17 protein-coding genes are annotated in these 15216 nt (G+C 71.9%); 11 read left to right on the forward strand and 6 right to left on the reverse strand.

Going from position 1 to position 15216, the window contains the following annotated elements; all coding sequences use genetic code 11:
- Nucleotides 1-63 precede the first annotated feature (63 nt).
- Nucleotides 64-720, forward strand: a complete 657-nt coding sequence (locus ACZ5NW_RS18440) for a trimeric intracellular cation channel family protein (RefSeq protein WP_468744881.1) — start codon at nt 64-66, stop codon at nt 718-720.
- On the opposite strand, the gene ACZ5NW_RS18445 is transcribed toward ACZ5NW_RS18440, so the two are convergent.
- The gene (locus ACZ5NW_RS18445) at nt 629-1867 is read right to left on the reverse strand and encodes an alpha/beta hydrolase (protein ID WP_468744882.1); all 1239 of its coding nucleotides are present in this window, start codon (nt 1865-1867) and stop codon (nt 629-631) included. The two genes, ACZ5NW_RS18440 and ACZ5NW_RS18445, sit on opposite strands and share 92 nt — an antisense overlap.
- A gap of 142 nt (nt 1868-2009) precedes the next feature.
- Between ACZ5NW_RS18445 and ACZ5NW_RS18450 the strand changes: the two genes are divergently transcribed.
- Nucleotides 2010-2867, forward strand: coding sequence for a thioesterase family protein (locus tag ACZ5NW_RS18450; RefSeq protein WP_468744883.1), 858 nt, complete (start codon nt 2010-2012; stop codon nt 2865-2867).
- Here the strand turns inward: ACZ5NW_RS18450 and ACZ5NW_RS18455 are convergent.
- Nucleotides 2854-3441: a TIGR03086 family metal-binding protein gene (locus ACZ5NW_RS18455; protein ID WP_468744884.1), complete on the reverse strand. Its 588-nt coding sequence runs from the start codon at nt 3439-3441 to the stop codon at nt 2854-2856. The two genes, ACZ5NW_RS18450 and ACZ5NW_RS18455, sit on opposite strands and share 14 nt — an antisense overlap.
- A 101-nt stretch (nt 3442-3542) precedes the next feature.
- Between ACZ5NW_RS18455 and ACZ5NW_RS18460 the strand changes: the two genes are divergently transcribed.
- Nucleotides 3543-4520, forward strand: coding sequence for a helix-turn-helix transcriptional regulator (locus ACZ5NW_RS18460; RefSeq protein WP_468744885.1), 978 nt, complete (start codon nt 3543-3545; stop codon nt 4518-4520).
- 15 nt (nt 4521-4535) lie between these two features.
- On the opposite strand, the gene ACZ5NW_RS18465 is transcribed toward ACZ5NW_RS18460, so the two are convergent.
- Nucleotides 4536-5162: a TetR family transcriptional regulator gene (locus tag ACZ5NW_RS18465; RefSeq protein ID WP_468744886.1), complete on the reverse strand. Its 627-nt coding sequence runs from the start codon at nt 5160-5162 to the stop codon at nt 4536-4538.
- A 145-nt stretch (nt 5163-5307) separates the two neighbouring features.
- On the opposite strand from ACZ5NW_RS18465, the gene ACZ5NW_RS18470 reads away from it, so the two are divergent.
- The 3 genes from ACZ5NW_RS18470 (at nt 5308) to ACZ5NW_RS18480 (ending at nt 7032) form a co-directional block, all read left to right on the forward strand.
- The gene (locus ACZ5NW_RS18470) at nt 5308-5472 is read left to right on the forward strand and encodes a hypothetical protein (protein WP_468744887.1); all 165 of its coding nucleotides are present in this window, start codon (nt 5308-5310) and stop codon (nt 5470-5472) included.
- Between the two features lie 14 nt (nt 5473-5486).
- Nucleotides 5487-5753: a DUF4190 domain-containing protein gene (locus tag ACZ5NW_RS18475; RefSeq protein WP_468744888.1), complete on the forward strand. Its 267-nt coding sequence runs from the start codon at nt 5487-5489 to the stop codon at nt 5751-5753.
- A gap of 109 nt (nt 5754-5862) precedes the next feature.
- Nucleotides 5863-7032 carry a cysteine desulfurase family protein gene (locus ACZ5NW_RS18480; RefSeq protein WP_468744889.1) on the forward strand — a complete coding sequence of 390 codons (1170 nt, stop codon included), beginning with the start codon at nt 5863-5865 and terminating at the stop codon, nt 7030-7032.
- A gap of 296 nt (nt 7033-7328) precedes the next feature.
- On the opposite strand, the gene ACZ5NW_RS18485 is transcribed toward ACZ5NW_RS18480, so the two are convergent.
- Nucleotides 7329-8024 (reverse strand): N-acetylmuramoyl-L-alanine amidase, encoded by a 696-nt coding sequence (locus ACZ5NW_RS18485; protein WP_468744890.1) that lies wholly within the window; start codon nt 8022-8024, stop codon nt 7329-7331.
- A gap of 82 nt (nt 8025-8106) precedes the next feature.
- Here ACZ5NW_RS18485 and mnmA point away from each other — a divergent pair, with 82 nt between their 5' ends.
- Nucleotides 8107-9234 (forward strand): tRNA 2-thiouridine(34) synthase MnmA, encoded by a 1128-nt coding sequence (gene mnmA, locus ACZ5NW_RS18490; protein WP_468744891.1) that lies wholly within the window; start codon nt 8107-8109, stop codon nt 9232-9234.
- 25 nt (nt 9235-9259) lie between these two features.
- On the opposite strand, the gene ACZ5NW_RS18495 is transcribed toward mnmA, so the two are convergent.
- Together ACZ5NW_RS18495 and ACZ5NW_RS18500 are read right to left on the reverse strand one after the other, a co-directional pair.
- Nucleotides 9260-10042 (reverse strand): alpha/beta fold hydrolase, encoded by a 783-nt coding sequence (locus ACZ5NW_RS18495; RefSeq protein ID WP_468744892.1) that lies wholly within the window; start codon nt 10040-10042, stop codon nt 9260-9262.
- A gap of 38 nt (nt 10043-10080) precedes the next feature.
- On the reverse strand, nt 10081-10449 hold the full coding sequence (locus ACZ5NW_RS18500) for a DUF427 domain-containing protein (protein WP_468744893.1): 369 nt from the start codon (nt 10447-10449) through the stop codon (nt 10081-10083).
- Between the two features lie 53 nt (nt 10450-10502).
- On the opposite strand from ACZ5NW_RS18500, the gene ACZ5NW_RS18505 reads away from it, so the two are divergent.
- The 4 genes from ACZ5NW_RS18505 to ligA all read left to right on the forward strand — a co-directional run bounded on the left by ACZ5NW_RS18505 (nt 10503) and on the right by ligA (nt 15050).
- Nucleotides 10503-11042, forward strand: coding sequence for an LOG family protein (locus ACZ5NW_RS18505; protein ID WP_468744894.1), 540 nt, complete (start codon nt 10503-10505; stop codon nt 11040-11042).
- Between the two features lie 18 nt (nt 11043-11060).
- Nucleotides 11061-11759: an SDR family oxidoreductase gene (locus ACZ5NW_RS18510; protein WP_468744895.1), complete on the forward strand. Its 699-nt coding sequence runs from the start codon at nt 11061-11063 to the stop codon at nt 11757-11759.
- A gap of 79 nt (nt 11760-11838) precedes the next feature.
- On the forward strand, nt 11839-12843 hold the full coding sequence (locus tag ACZ5NW_RS18515; protein ID WP_468744896.1) for a methionine synthase: 1005 nt from the start codon (nt 11839-11841) through the stop codon (nt 12841-12843).
- A 14-nt stretch (nt 12844-12857) separates the two neighbouring features.
- Nucleotides 12858-15050 (forward strand): NAD-dependent DNA ligase LigA, encoded by a 2193-nt coding sequence (ligA, locus tag ACZ5NW_RS18520; protein ID WP_468745103.1) that lies wholly within the window; start codon nt 12858-12860, stop codon nt 15048-15050.
- Nucleotides 15051-15216: the final 166 nt, after the last annotated feature.

A 15216-nucleotide genomic window follows, 5' to 3' on the forward strand; every position in this document is an offset into this window, starting at 1 on the left:
GCAACACCGAGCCCCCGCCTTGCAATGTAAGGCGGGGGCTCTGTGTTGCGTCAGAATAGAAGGGTGATCCAGCAGATCTTCAGCCCCTCCGTTCAGCACACCCTCGATCTCATCGGCATCTTCGTGTTCGCCATCTCGGGTGCGCTGCTGGCCGTCCGCAAGAACTTCGACATCTTCGGCATCGCCGTCCTCGCCGAGGTCACCGCGCTCGGCGGAGGGATCTTCCGGGACGTGATCATCGGCGCGGTTCCCCCGGCCGCCTTCACGGACCTGGGCTACTTCATCACCCCGCTGCTCGCCGCGCTCCTCGTCTTCTTCCTCCATCCGCACGTGGAGCGCATCCAGGCCGGGGTGAACGTCTTCGACGCGGCCGGCCTCGGCCTGTTCTGCGTGACCGGCACCACGAAGGCGTACGACCACGGCCTGGGCCTCACCGCCTCGGCCGCCCTGGGCCTCGCCACCGCCGTCGGCGGCGGTGTGCTGCGCGACGTCCTGGCCAACGAGGTGCCGTCCCTGCTGCGCTGGGACCGCGATCTGTACGCGGTCCCGGCGATCGTCGGCGCCACCATGGTCGTGCTGTTCATCCGCTACGACCTGCTCACCCCGCTGGCCAGCGGCGTGGCCGCGGTCACGGCTTTCGTGCTGCGCCTTCTCGCGATGCGCCTCCACTGGCGAGCGCCGCGCGCTTGGAACCGTCGTTCGACGGTCCGCGAGGAGTAGCGCCCTTGCCGTCCGCCGCCAGGTGTCCCTGCCCCAGCTGCACGGTCAGCCACTTGAAGACGGGCACCACCTGAGGCCGCCACAGCTGCATGGTGTGGCCGCCCGCGCTCTTCGGGATGTAGACCAGGTGCACGCTCGTCGGCGCCTTGGACTCCTTCGCCAGCGCGAGCCCGGCCTCGTAGCCGTCGCCGGGCTGGCCGGAGATGTACAGCGAGACCGGCGGCGGGGTGGTGGCCCGGCGCAGCAGGACGTAGGGGTTGTTCTGCGCGCGCAGCTCGGTGCTCTCCGCGGCGAGCGACTTCCGCTCGACGATCGGGTCGCTGTAGCCGGACAGGCTCACCCCCGCGCGGTAGCGGTCGGGGTGGGCGACGGTCAGCTTGGCCGCGCAGTGCGCGCCGGCCGAGTACCCGGCGACGCCCCAGCCCTTGGGCGCGGGCTGGGCCCGGAAGTTGTCCATGATCATCTTGGGTACGTCCACGCTCAGCCAGGTGTCGGCGTTGACCGTGCCGGGGATGTTGGCGCAGCCGGTGTCCACGCCGGGCAGCAGGGTGGTGCGGGGCGCGACCAGGATGAAGGGGGCCACCTTGCCCTGGCGCATCAGCGGCAGCAGCTGCTCGTGGACGTGCAGCGTCCCGAACCAGGACTTCGCCGAGCCGGGGTAGCCCGGAAGCAGTTCGACCACGGGGAACGTGCGGGTGCGGTACGCGGGGTCGTCGTACTGCGGGGGCAGCCAGACGTAGACCTCGCCGTCGATGCCGGAGATCCGGCCCTTGAGCTGGGTGACGCGCACCCCGCCGGCCGCGCCCATGTTCGGCCCCTGCGCCGGTGAGAACTCCTGTCTGACCTTCGGCAGCTTGCTGAGCTCAACCCCGCCCTTGCCGTCCGGCCCGAGGTCGGCGGCCTGATTGACGTGGCTGCCCGTGCCGAGCAGGTCGTCCCAGGTGTCGTAGAGGTTGTTGGCGTTGTTGACCAGCACGAAGACCAGGGCGACGGCTGTGCCCTGGGCGAACAGCAGCATCATCAGCCGTGCCGCGGCCCGTAGGATCTTCGGGCCGCGCAACCGTGACCACAGTGCCAGGGGCAGTGCGATGGCGACGACCGCCAGCACGATCAGGGTGTAGAGGAACGGCGTCCCGGTGAGGCTCATGTCCCTAGAGAGGGCATACAGGCGCTTGGGGTTGACGGACGAGTGCGGACACTTACCGAGAAATTGCCAGAACCTGACCGGCGTCACACAATGATAACGGAAAAAGCTACCGCTTAGTAATTAGATGTTGTACGGTTCAGCCATGCCAGAAGCAGCCACCGCCCGCCCGGTCGCCGTCATCGGCGACAGCGAGTTCGACCGCGACACCGCACTCACCCGGCGTGAATCCGGCGTCTTCGACATCGACCTCTCGCCCGGCTGGACGATCTTCGGCGCCGTCAACGGCGGCTATCTGCTGGCCGTCCTCGGCCGCGCCCTCGCCGAGACCCTGCCGCACGCCGACCCCTTCACCATCTCCGCGCACTACCTCAGCGCCTCCCGCCCCGGCCTCGCGGTCGTGCGCACGGAGACGGTCCGCACCGGCCGCACCCTCTCCACCGGTCAGGCGTCCCTGGTCCAGTACGACGACGAGGGCCGCGAGGTCGAACGCATCCGCGTCCTCGCCTCCTACGGCGACCTCGACGCCCTCCCCGACGACGTCCGTACGACCGCGAAGCCGCCCGCGTTCCCCCCGCTGGAGGCCTGCCTCGGGCCCGAGGACGGACCGGCCCCGGCCAAGGACCAGCAGCCCATCGCCGAGCGGCTGATGCTCAAGCTGGACCCGGCGACCGTCGGCTGGGCGCTCGGACAGCCCTCCGGCAAGGGCGAGATGCGGGCCTGGTTCGGCCTCGCCGACGGCCGGGACGCCGACCCGTTCTCCCTGCTGCTCGCGGTGGACGCCCTGCCGCCCACCGCCTTCGACCTCGGCATCTCCGGCTGGGTGCCGACCGTCGAACTCACCGTCCACGTCCGGGCCAGGCCGGCCCCCGGCCCCGTCCGCGTGGCGATCACCACGCGCAACCTCGCGGGCGGCTTCCTGGAGGAGGACGCCGAGGTCTGGGACAGCGAGGACCGGCTGGTCGCCCAGTCCCGCCAGCTCGCGCGGGTCAGACTCGGCTGAGCGGACGGCGGCCCAGCCAGGCCGCCAGCCGCCCGTAGGCGTCGGCCCCCTCGGGGGCCTCGTACGCCGCGTCGAACGGCGTCTCCTCGTCGCGCTCCGGGTCCGGCAGCGCCCGGTGGGCGGCGGCGAGGGCGAACTCGGCCAGGTCCGGGGCGAGTTCGAGCGGACGGCCGAGGGACTCGTTCAAGTCCCAGGTGTGGGCGACCAGTTCCATGACATAGCCGGACAGGGCGCCCGCTCCCGGGACCTCGCCCCAGGGCACCCGGACCCGCGCCGTCATCCGCCCGTCCGGCTCCCACGCCTTCAGGACCCGCCTCCGGACCTCGTCGTACGCCTCCACCCAGCCGTCGTCGGCGACCCCCTCGACGAACGGGTGCACCGCCATGCCGTCGCCGCCCTCGCCCACCACCGCGATGCGCAGGGTGCCGCCGGCCACATGGCTCAGCAGCCGTCGTACGTCGAACTCGGTGCACGGCGTGGGACCGTCCAGCTGCTCCGGGCGCACGGTCCGGACCAGGGCGGCGTACTGCTCGGTGGCGCGGGCGTAGACGGGGCGCGGGTCGATGGCGTTCATGTCGTACCTCTCTCTCGGTCGGTACGCCGATGGTCACCGCATAACCTGACAATCGCCGTCAGGATTTGATTCGGGCTCCCCGGCGGCGCACTCTGGGTGCCGTGAAGTCCGACCGCCTGCTGTCGATCCTGCTGCTCCTGCAGACCCGCGGTCGTGTGCCCGCGCCCGAACTCGCCTCCCGGCTGGAGGTGTCCGTGCGCACCATCTACCGCGACGTCGAGGCGCTCTCCGCCTCCGGCGTCCCCGTCTACGCCGAGCGCGGCCGGCACGGCGGCATCGAACTCCTCGCCGGCTTCCGCACGGACGTCACCGGGCTGACCTCCGACGAGTCGCGCGCCCTGTTCATCCTGGCCGCCCAGGGCGCCCACGCCGCCCTGGGCCTGGACGTGGCCCTCGGCTCGGCGCTGCGCAAGGTCATGGCCGCGCTGCCGGCGCCGTACCGCCCGGCCGCCGAGGTCACCAGCCGGCGCATCCTGGTCGACGCCACCCGCTGGAAGGGCGGCCCGCAGGCGGCCGTCGACCTGGACGTCCTCCAGGACGCCGTCTTCACCGACCGCCGGCTGCGCCTGCGCTACCGGCACAGCGGCGAGAGCGAGCCGCGCACCTACACCGTCGACCCGTACGGCCTCGTCTCCAAGGCGGGCGTCTGGTACCTGGTCGCCGACCGCCGCGCCCGGCCGCAGCTCTTCCGCGCCGACCGGGTGCGCTCGGCCACGGTCCTCGACGACCCCGTGAAGCGGCGGCCCGGAGTCGAACTCGCCGACGCCTGGGAGGTGTTGCGCCGCCAGGTCGAGGAACGGCCCGGCGGGGTCGAGGTCACCGTGCGGGTGCGCAGGGAACGGCTGGACATGTTCGTGCGGATGAACGCCTCGCAGCTGACGGAGCTGCCCGACGCCGACGACGGCGCCGCGTGGGTGACGCTGCGGCTCTCCTTCCCCTTCGTGCGGGCGGTGCGCCAACTCCTCGCATTCTCCGACCAGATCGAGGTACTCGACCCGCCCGAGGCCCGCGAGGAACTGCGCCGGGCGGCGGCCTCCGTCACGGAGCTGTACCGGAACGAGGCCCCGCCCGCCGAGTGACGTCCCGGGCGGGAGTCAGTCGAGCCAGTGATGGCGGCCGATGCTGATGAGCCGCATCTGGCGGGCCGCGAGCCGGCCGACGGCCTCCCGGTCGTCCGCCGTTCCGTCGAGGGCCTCCAGGAACAGCGAGGCGGTGATGAGCATCTGGTCGACGTAGAGGTGCGACAGCATCAGCAGGTCCGCGTCGCTCCAGCCCTCCGCCTCGGGGTCCTTGGCGAGCTCGGTCCTCACCTCCTCGGCGAACCGCCCGAGTTGCTCGCTGATCGCCGCGCGCACCGGCTGCACCCCGCCGTGCCGCTCGCGGGCGATGAACCGGACGTGGGAGGGGTGCGCCTCCACGTGACGGGCGATCAGCTCCACGGCCCGCCGGATGCGTTCCTCGCTGGAGTCGGCGGCGGTGACCGTGGTCCGGATCATCGGGTGCAGGCTGCCCAGGGCCTCCTCGACCAGGGCGACCCCGAGGTCGGCGGTGGAGCGGAAGTGGCGGTAGAAGGCGGTCGGGGCGACGCCCACGGCACGCGTGACCTCGCGCAGACCCAGGCTGCTCAGGCTCTGCTCCTCCAACAACGCGAGCGCCGCGTCCAGGAGCGCCTGCCGGGTCTTCTGCTTCTGGGCCTGCCGGATGCCGAGGGTGTGACTCATGTCATCCAGTTAACAACTGTTCTCCGGAATTGAAAAGCCGTCGGGCACGCTAGACTCGAAGTCAGTGAACAACTGTTACTACAACTGTTCACCGAAACTTTACGTGAGACGCCACGAGAGACGTCTCGGAGGGGGATCCGATCCCATGCTGTTCCTCGTCGCCGCACTCCTGCTGCTCGGCGTCGTCCTGGGCACCGTCGCCCACGCGCCGTTCGGCTTCACCCTCGCCGCCGCCGCCGTGATCGCGCTCTGGCTGGGCATCTTCGCGATCCGCGAGCGCCACGGCCGCCGTAGCGCAAGCAACCGCTGAAGGAGCAGACCGTCATGCAACTCACCGCACCGGCCAGCCGCCGCACCGGCGTCCGCGACACCGACGGCATGGCCGTCGCGTCCTTCGTCCTCGGCCTGGTGGGCTTCCTGGTCCTGAACATCTTCCTGGGCCCCACGGCGATCGTCCTGGCCCTGGTCGCGCTGCTGCGCGGCACGAACCGCAGGGGCCGCGCCTACCTGGGCCTGACCCTGGGCGTCCTGGACCTCGTGGTGCTCTTCGCCTTCATGCAGGCGGACTCGTCGATCTCCTGGAGCTTCTAGGGACGGGTGGACTCGTCCGTCTCGTGGAGCTTCCAGGGGCGGGCGGGGTCGCCGAGGCCGAGTCTCACCTGCGGAGCGGAGAGCACCGCGCCGTAGAATCGGCCTCACCATGGCATACCTCGACCACGCCGCGACCACCCCGATGCTCCCGGAGGCGGCAGAGTCCCTCGCCGCCCAGCTGAGCATCACCGGCAACGCGTCCTCCCTGCACGCATCCGGCCGCCAGGCCCGCCGCACGGTCGAGGAGTCCCGCGAAACCCTCGCGGAAGCGCTCCGCGCCCGCCCCAGCGAGATCGTCTACACCTCCGGCGGCACCGAGGCCGACAACCTCGCGGTCAAGGGCCTGTACTGGTCCCGCCGCGACGCCGATCCGGCCCGCACCCGGATCCTCGCGAGCCCCGTCGAGCACCACGCCGTCCTCGACGCCGTCCACTGGCTCGGCGAGCACGAGGGGGCCACCGTCGAGTACCTCCCGGTCGACGCCTACGGCCGCGTCCACCCGGACGCCCTGCGCGAGGCGATCGCCCGCAACCCCGCCGACGTGGCCCTCGCCACCGTGATGTGGGCGAACAACGAGATCGGCACCATCATGCCGATCCGTGAACTGGCCGACGTGGCCCAGGAGTTCGACGTCCCGCTGCACGCCGACGCCGTGCAGGCGTTCGGTCAGGTCGAGGTCGACTTCGCCGCGTCCGGCCTCGCCGCGATGACGGTCTCCAGCCACAAGATCGGCGGCCCGTACGGCATCGGCGCCCTGCTCCTGGGCCGCGAGTACACCCCCGTACCCGTTCTGCACGGGGGCGGCCAGGAGCGTCACGTCCGCTCCGGCACCCTCGACGTGCCCGCGATCGCCTCCTTCGCCGTCGCCGGCCGCCTCGCCGCGGAGCGCCGCGAGTGGTTCGCCCGGGAGATCGGCGCGCTGCGGGACCGGCTGATCGACGCGGTCCGTTCGGCCGTGCCCGACGCGATCCTCGGCGGCGATCCGTCGCCCGGGGGCCGTCTTCCGGCCAACGCGCACTTCACCTTCCCCGGCTGCGAGGGCGACTCCCTGCTGCTTCTGCTGGACGCCCAGGGCATCGAGTGCTCCACCGGCTCCGCCTGCACCGCCGGTGTCGCCCAGCCCAGCCATGTCCTGCTGGCCACCGGGACCGACCCCGACCTGGCGCGCGGCACGCTGCGCTTCTCCCTCGGCCACACCTCCGGCGAGGCGGACATCGACGCGGTGGCCAAGGCGATCGGCCCGGCCGTGGAGCGGGCCCGCGCGGCGGGGCTCACCTAGGCCGCCGGCCCGGGCCCGGGCGCACGCGAACGACCTACGAGACGGGTTCCCTGCGCCGGCATGGTCCGGATCAGGTGGTGGAGGTCGCCTTCCGGCCCTACCGCTGCCTTCAGGCCTCTCAGCCCGACCGTCGACGTCGGCCCCAGCGGATGCCTTGCGCGTCGCGCCGAAGTCGGCTACTCCGGTTGAACTCCCTCACTCGCCTCGTAGGCCTGTATTCAGGATAAATCTCCTGTGGCCGGGTGAAAGGGGTGGATTCTTGATTTTTTCGTCCGGTTCGGGCAGCCCGTCCCGCGTCACGCCGGTGTGGCGGAGGGGGCCGCGGAGGGCGTGGCCGCAGCCGCCTTCCTCGCCTCCCGGACCAGCCGCAGATACCGGTCCCAGTCCCAGTACTTCCCCGGATCCGTGTGGTCCGTCCCCGGCACCTCCACATGCCCGATGATGTGCTCCCGGTCGACGGGTATGCCGTACCGCAGGCAGATGCCCGCCGTCAGGCGCGCCGACGACGCGTACATCGCGTCCGTGAAGGACGACCTCTCCTCGACGAAGCCCTCGTGCTCGATGCCGATGCTCCGCTCGTTGTACGCCCGGTTGCCCGCGTGGTACGCCACGTCCAGCTCGCGGATCATCTGCGTGACGCGCCCGTCCTGCCCCACGATGTAGTGCGCCGCCGCCCGGTGCCCCGGATCCTGGAAGACCTTCACCGCGCTCGCGAAACTGCCCTGCGTCACATGGATGACCACCATGTCGATCGCGTAGTCGTCCGGACGGTCCGCCCAGCGGAAGTTCGCCGTCGAGGCCGCCAGCCAGCGCGCGCCCCGGTAGTCGACCGCGCCCGCCACCCGCGGCTTGCTCACCCCCGGCGTCCGCCACCACAGCCGGGCCAGCGTCCCGCGGGCCAGCGCGGCCGTGCCCACGGCGGCCGCCGCGCCGCCGATCAGCAGCGCACGCCGGCCGATCCGCCGGTCCGCGTCCTTCCGCGCTTCCCCCATGCCCGTCCCTCCTCGCCCCCTCGTGATCCTCAACGCGAACGCGCGGCCCGCGGTTCCCGGCGACCCGTACCCTGGAAGGGTTATGACTGAGACCTCGCAGCGCCCCCTCCGCGTCCTCGCCGCCATGTCCGGCGGGGTCGACTCCGCCGTCGCCGCCGCCCGCGCCGCGGAAGCCGGACACGACGTGACCGGCGTCCACCTCGCGCTCTCCGCGAACCCGCAGTCCTTCCGCACGGGCGCGCGGGGCTGTTGCACGATCGAGGACTCCCGCGACGCGCGCCGCGCCGCCGACGTCATCGGCATCCCGTTCTACGTCTGGGACCTCGCCGACCGCTTCCGCGAGGACGTCGTCGAGGACTTCATCGCCGAGTACGAGGCCGGCCGCACCCCCAACCCGTGCCTGCGCTGCAACGAGAAGATCAAGTTCGCCGCCCTGCTCGACAAGGCGCTGGCCCTCGGCTTCGACGCGGTCTGCACGGGCCACTACGCCCAGGTGATCGTGAACGAGGACGGCACGCGCGAACTGCACCGCGCCTCCGACATGGCCAAGGACCAGTCGTACGTCCTCGGCGTCCTGGACGAGCGGCAGCTCGCCCACGCGCTCTTCCCGCTCGGCGACACCGTGACGACGAAGGACGAGATCCGCGCGGAGGCCGAGCGCCGCGGCCTCGCGGTCGCCAAGAAGCCCGACTCCCACGACATCTGCTTCATCGCCGACGGCGACACCCAGGGCTTCCTGGCCCGGCGCCTCGGCAAGGCGGAGGGCGACATCGTCGACGAGTCGGGCGCGCGCATCGGCACCCACGAGGGCGCGTACGGCTTCACCATCGGCCAGCGCAAGGGCCTGCGCATCGGCACCCCGGCCGCCGACGGCAAGCCGCGCTACGTGCTGGACATCTCGCCGGTGAACAACACCGTGACCGTCGGCCCCGCGGCCGCCCTGGACGTCAGCGCCCTCACGGCGATCAAGCCCCGCTGGTGCGGCGCCGCCCCCACCGGCCCCGGCACCTACACCGCCCAGCTGCGCGCCCACGGCGGCGAGACCGAGGTCACCGCCGAACTGCGCGACGGACAGCTGGAGGTCGCCTTCACCGAGCCGGTGCGCGGAGTCGCCCCCGGCCAGGCGATCGTGCTCTACGACGGCACGCGCGTGGTGGGTTCGGCGACGATCGCCTCGACCACGCGCGCGACGGCGTCGACGACCGCCTGATCCCGGGCCGGATCCGCGCACCGGGTCACTCGGCGAAGAACTCCCGCAGCACCGGGGCCAGCACGTCCGGGTCCACCATGTGGGTCTGCCCCTCCAGGACCCGGTACGTGCCCTCCGGCAGTGCCTCGGCCACCGCGCGCACGGCCTCCCGCAGCCACGCCGGGCTCGCCCCGCCGGCGAGGGCCAGCACCGGTACGCCCACCGACGCCAGCCGCTCCCGGGGCACCAGGCCGTCGCCCATGACCGTGTCGTCGTGGGCGAGGCTGGGCGCGACGGACTCCATGCCCTCCCACATCGGCGACCGGCGGGCGCCCTGGATCATCGCCTCCGCCATGCCCGTCAGCCGCAGGAACAGCTCCACCGCGTCCCCCCGCCGGTCCTGCGCGAGCGCCTCGGTCAGGTTCCGGGTGTACGCCGCGCGCTCCTCGGCGCCGGCGGGGGAGAAGTCGGCGTACGGCGTCTCGTACACGGCGGCGCGGCGCGCCGGCAGCCCCGCCGCCAGCGCCTCCAGCACCAGCGCGCCGCCGGACGAGACACCGAACAGCGCCGCCTCGCCCCCCACCACCTCGATCAGCGCGGCGAGGTCCTCGACCTCGCGCCGCACCTCGTACGGCGGTGTGTCACCGCTCCTGCCACGGCCCCGGCGGTCGTACACCACGGCCTCGAAACCGTCCGCCAGCCGGGCGGCCAGCGGCGCGAGCGTGCCGCCCGTCGACATCGCGCCGCTCACCAGGATGACCGCGGGCCCCCGGCCGGCCCGCTGGTAGGCGATCGAGGTGCCGTCACGGGAAAGAGTCTTGTCGTCCATGCCGTCGCAGACTGCCGCAGGGCACGCGACTCATCGCGCTACGACACGTCTCCGGCGACGACGTCCGCCTCGACCGCGTCCGCCTCGACGACCTCCACCTCGTAGAAGCACAGGTGGCCCTTGATGGCGGCCACGTCCGGCTTCGGGTCGGGGTAGGACCACACCAGGTCCGGCGCGTCCGGCAGCGACCAGTAGGAGGCCGTGCCCTTGAAGGGACAGTAGGTGTGCGTCTCGGAAGGGGTGAGGAGGTCGGTGCGGACGTCCTGGCGCGGGATGTAGTACCGCACCGGACAGCCCGTCTCACGGAGGATCAGCGGCCTGCCGCTGTCGGCCAGCACCTGCCCGCCGTGCACCACGCGTACGCGTACGTCGCCCTGCTCGATGGTGATCGTGTGTCCTGTCGTCATACCCCGGACAAGCGCTGCCGGGGCCGCGGTTCTTCCCGCGTACGGTGGACCGCATGCGCATCTGTGTCTTTCTCTCCGCCGCCGACCTCGACGACCGCTACACGCGCCCCGGGCGCGAGTTCGCCACGCTGCTGGGCAAGGGCGGGCACACCCTGGTGTGGGGCGGATCCGACGTCGGTCTGATGAAGGTCGTCGCGGACGGCGTGCAGGAGGCGGGCGGACGGCTGGTGGGCGTGTCGGTCGAGTTCCTGGCGGCCACGGCGCGGCCGGGCGTCGACGAGATGGTCATCGCGCGCGACCTGGCCGAACGCAAGCGGCTGCTGCTGGAGAAGGCCGACGCGGTGGTGGTGATGGTCGGCGGCACCGGCACCCTCGACGAGGCCACCGAGATCCTGGAGCTGAAGAAGCACGGGCACACCGACAAGCCCGTGGTGCTGCTCAACACGGCGGGCTTCTACGACGGGCTGAAGGAGCAGTTCCGCCGGATGGAGGACGAGGGGTTCCTGCCCCGGCCGCTGACCGAGCTGGTCTTCTTCGCCGAGGAGCCGGTGGGAGCGCTGGCCTACCTGGAGGAGAGCCAGGGCGTCGGCTGAGCCGCCGATGATGCGAGCATGGCGGGCATGGCTACTCATGTGATCACCGGAGCCGGATCCGGCATCGGCGCGGCCGTCGCCCGCCGGCTGCACGCGCGCGGCGACGAACTCGTGCTGCACGCGCGCGACGCGGGGCGGGCGAAGGAACTGGCGGCCGAGTTCCCCGGATCCCGGACGCTGGTCGGGGATCTGGCCGACCCCGACAGGCTGAGCTGGGCCTTCTCCCACCAGACACTGCCGGACCGGGTGGACTCCCTGCTGCACATCGCCGGGGTGGTCGACCTGGGCCCGGTGGGCGATCTGACCCCGAAGTCCTGGCGCCACCAGCTGAACGTCAACCTCGTCGCACCCGCCGAGCTGACCCGGCACTTCCTGCCGCAGCTGCGGGCGAGCCGGGGGCATGTGGTGTTCGTCAACTCTGGCGCGGGGCTCTCCGCGCACGCCGACTGGTCGGCCTACGCGGCGTCGAAGCACGGGCTGAAGGCGCTGGCGGACGCGCTGCGGCACGAGGAGCACGGCAACGGCGTACGGGTGACGTCGGTGTATCCCGGGCGCACGGCGAGCCCCATGCAGGCGAAGGTGCATCAGCAGGAGGGCAAGGAGTACGACGCGGCCCGCTGGATCGACCCGGAGTCGGTGGCGACGACGATCCTGATGGCGATCGACCTGCCCCGGGACGCCGAGGTGAACGACCTGACGGTGCGGCCGGGCCGGTGACCGCCCCGGGGCTCCGGGCAGAGGTCCCGGGGGCCGGGGGCGGAGCCCCCAGGGCGTTCGGGTTACGTACGCTTCCGGGGTGAGCGACAACCAGTTCAGCTTCGGCGCGGCCACCGGCGTAGGTTCCCTACCCGGCGGCGACGCCCGCGAGGCCGCCAAGACCGTCACCGGGTCCTTCGAGGACTTCCCCCACCTCGCCGAACTGCCCGCCCGGGGCCCCGGCGCCGACATGATCGGCCGCACAGCGGGCCTCCTCGTCGAGCTGTACGCACGCGTGGAGCCCAGCGGCTGGCGGATCGGCGACCGCCCGGGCAGGGACACCCGGCGCGCCCGGTCGTGGCTGGGCGAGGACCTCGACGCGCTGGAGGAGTTCACCCAGGGCTACGAGGGCCCGCTGAAGATCCAGGCCGTCGGCCCCTGGACCCTCGCCGCCAACCTGGAGCTCAAGAACGGCGAGGCCGCCCTCTCGGACGCCGGCGCCTGCCGCGACCTCGCCGCCTCCCTCATCGAGGGCCTCCGCCTCCACCTGGCCGAGGTGCACCGCCGGGTCCCCGGCGCCCGGCTCGTCCTGCAACTCGACGAACCCTCCCTCACCGCCGTACTGCGCGGCCAGGTCAGGACCGCCAGCGGATACCGCACACACCGGGCCGTGGACCGCCAGATCGTCGAGGCGACCCTCCGGGACGTCGTCGGCGTGCACGGCGACGGCCCCGTCGTGGTCCACTCCTGCGCGCCGGACGTCCCCTTCGCCCTGCTGCGCCGGGCCGGGGCGGCCGGCGTCTCGTTCGACTTCTCCTTGCTCACCGAACGTGACGACGAGGCGATCGGTGAGGCCGTCGAAGCGGGTACCCGGCTCTTCACCGGTGTCGTCCCGGGCACGGACGGCCCATTGTCAGACCCTGCCGGTAGCGTCATGGGTGTCAGGACGCTGTGGCGCAGGTTGGGGCTGCGACCGGACCTTCTCCCGGAGGCGGTCACGGTCACGCCCGCGTGCGGTCTCGCGGGGGCCTCCCCGCAGTACGCGCGCAAGGCCCTCGCCCACTGCGTCCGGGCGGCGAGATCCCTCGCGGACAACCCAGAGTGACGGAGGACAACACGGTGGCCGGCGACAAGCAAGCGGAGACGACGGTGCCCGCCGAGGCACGGGAGCAGCACGCGAAGCTCGCTGAGCAGATCGAGGAGCACCGCTTCCGGTACTACGTGAAGGACGCTCCCGTCATCAGCGACGCCGAGTTCGACCGCCTGCTGCGGTCCCTGGAGGCGCTGGAGGAGCGGTATCCGGAGCTGCGCACGCCCGACTCGCCGACCCAGAAGGTCGCGGGGGCGTACGAGACGGACTTCACGGCCGTCCAGCACCGCCGGCGGATGCTCTCGCTGGACAACGCCTTCGACGACCTGGAGCTGGCCGCCTGGGCCGAGCGCGTCCACAAGGACGTCGGCACGTCCGCGTACCACTTCCTGTGCGAGCTCAAGGTCGACGGACTCGCCGTCAACCTCACGTACGAGCACGGGCGTCTCACGCGCGCGGCGACCCGCGGCGACGGCCGCACGGGCGAGGACATCACGCCCAACGTGCGCACCATCGCGGAGATCCCGGACCGGCTGCGGGGCCACGACATCCCCGCCCTGGTCGAGATCCGCGGCGAGGTCTACTTCCCGATGGAGCAGTTCGAGGAGCTGAACGCCCGTCTGGTCGCGGCCGGCGACAAGCCGTTCGCCAACCCGCGCAACGCGGCGGCCGGTTCGCTGCGCCAGAAGGATCCGCGCGTCACCGCCACCCGCCCCCTGCACATGGTGGTCCACGGCATCGGCGCCCTGGAGGGCTTCGAGGGCCTGTCCCGGCTGTCCGAGGCGTACGACCTGCTCAAGGCCTGGGGCCTGCCCACCTCCACGCACAACAAGGTGGTCGGCGACCTCGACGGCGTACGGCAGTTCATCGCGTACTACGGCGAGAACCGCCACTCGGTGGAGCACGAGATCGACGGCGTCGTCGTCAAGCTCGACGAGATCCCCCTCCAGGGCCGCCTCGGCTCCACCTCCCGCGCCCCGCGCTGGGCCATCGCGTACAAGTACGCGCCGGAGGAGGTCAACACCAAGCTCGTCAACATCCGCGTGGGGGTGGGCCGTACCGGCCGGGTCACGCCGTACGCGCAGGTGGAGCCGGTGACGGTGGCCGGCTCGGAGGTCGAGTTCGCCACCCTGCACAACCAGGACGTGGTCAAGGCCAAGGGCGTCCTCATCGGCGACACCGTGGTGCTGCGCAAGGCCGGGGACGTCATCCCCGAGATCCTCGGCCCCGTCGTCGACCTGCGCGACGGCAGCGAGCGCGAGTTCGTGATGCCGGCCGAGTGCCCCGAGTGCGGCACCGCGCTGCGGCCGATGAAGGAGGGCGACGTCGATCTGCGCTGCCCCAACGCCCGTAGCTGCCCCGCCCAGTTGCGCGAGCGGCTGTTCTACCTGGGCGGCCGCAAGGCGCTCGACATCGAGAACTTCGGCTATGTGGCCGCGGCCGCGCTCACCTCGCCGCTGGAGCCCGAGGAGCCGCCGCTGCGGGACGAGGGCGACCTGTTCGACCTGACCGTCGAGCAGCTGCTGCCCATCAAGGCGTATGTCCTGGACCAGGACAGCGGTCTGCCCAAGCGCGATCCGAAGACCGGCGAGGAGAAGATCGTCACCGTCTTCGCCAACCAGCAGGGCGAGCCGAAGAAGAACGCGCTGTCCATGCTGGAGAACATCGCGGCCGCCAAGGAGCGCCCCCTCGCGCGCGTCCTGACCGGTCTGTCGATCCGCCATGTCGGCCCGGTCGCCGCCGAGGCCCTCGCGCGCGAGTTCCGCTCGATCGACCGCATCGAGCAGGCGAGCGAGGAGGAGCTGGCCGCCACCGAGGGCGTCGGCCCCATCATCGCCGCCTCTCTCAAGGAGTGGTTCGCGGTGGACTGGCACCAGGAGATCCTGCGCAAGTGGAGAGCCGCCGGCGTCCGCATGGAGGAGGAGAGCACCGGCGAGGAGGAGGGCCCCCGCCCGCTGGAGGGCCTCACCGTCGTCGTCACCGGCACGTTGGAGCGGTTCACGAGGGACGGCGCCAAGGAGGAACTGCAGAGCCGGGGAGCCAAGGTGACCGGTTCGGTCTCGAAGAAGACCTCGTTCGTCGTGGTGGGCGACAACCCCGGGTCGAAGTACGACAAGGCGATGCAGCTGAAGGTTCCGGTGCTGAACGAGGACGGCTTCACCGTCCTGTTGGAACAGGGTCCGGAAGCCGCGGCCGAAGTCGCCCTTCCGGCAGAGCAATAGCACGCAAATAACACCCGAATGGAGTAAATCGGATCCATAAGGGTGCCTGGGGCGCATTCGGGCAACCGTCGACGACCGCTGCCCGTGGAAGCCTTCCGCGGCCTACTGTTGAGATGTGCGCCTGCCGTGCCCAGCTGCGGTCGGGGCATCCCCGCGCTCCCGGCGA

Source organism: Streptomyces sp. NPDC032126, assembly GCF_055580085.1.

Excerpts from the sequence above, each read along its gene's own strand:
- ACZ5NW_RS18445 (WP_468744882.1), bottom strand. The coding sequence starts at position 1,867 with ATGAGCCTCACCGGGACGCCGTTCCTCTACACCCTGATCGTGCTGGCG.
- ACZ5NW_RS18450 (WP_468744883.1), top strand. The coding sequence starts at position 2,010 with ATGCCAGAAGCAGCCACCGCCCGCCCGGTCGCCGTCATCGGCGACAGC.
- ACZ5NW_RS18455 (WP_468744884.1), bottom strand. The coding sequence starts at position 3,441 with ATGAACGCCATCGACCCGCGCCCCGTCTACGCCCGCGCCACCGAGCAG.
- ACZ5NW_RS18465 (WP_468744886.1), bottom strand. The coding sequence starts at position 5,162 with ATGAGTCACACCCTCGGCATCCGGCAGGCCCAGAAGCAGAAGACCCGG.
- ACZ5NW_RS18470 (WP_468744887.1), top strand. The coding sequence starts at position 5,308 with ATGCTGTTCCTCGTCGCCGCACTCCTGCTGCTCGGCGTCGTCCTGGGC.
- ACZ5NW_RS18475 (WP_468744888.1), top strand. The coding sequence starts at position 5,487 with ATGCAACTCACCGCACCGGCCAGCCGCCGCACCGGCGTCCGCGACACC.
- ACZ5NW_RS18480 (WP_468744889.1), top strand. The coding sequence starts at position 5,863 with ATGGCATACCTCGACCACGCCGCGACCACCCCGATGCTCCCGGAGGCG.
- ACZ5NW_RS18485 (WP_468744890.1), bottom strand. The coding sequence starts at position 8,024 with ATGGGGGAAGCGCGGAAGGACGCGGACCGGCGGATCGGCCGGCGTGCG.
- mnmA (WP_468744891.1), top strand. The coding sequence starts at position 8,107 with ATGACTGAGACCTCGCAGCGCCCCCTCCGCGTCCTCGCCGCCATGTCC.
- ACZ5NW_RS18495 (WP_468744892.1), bottom strand. The coding sequence starts at position 10,042 with ATGGACGACAAGACTCTTTCCCGTGACGGCACCTCGATCGCCTACCAG.
- ACZ5NW_RS18500 (WP_468744893.1), bottom strand. The coding sequence starts at position 10,449 with ATGACGACAGGACACACGATCACCATCGAGCAGGGCGACGTACGCGTA.
- ACZ5NW_RS18505 (WP_468744894.1), top strand. The coding sequence starts at position 10,503 with ATGCGCATCTGTGTCTTTCTCTCCGCCGCCGACCTCGACGACCGCTAC.
- ACZ5NW_RS18510 (WP_468744895.1), top strand. The coding sequence starts at position 11,061 with ATGGCGGGCATGGCTACTCATGTGATCACCGGAGCCGGATCCGGCATC.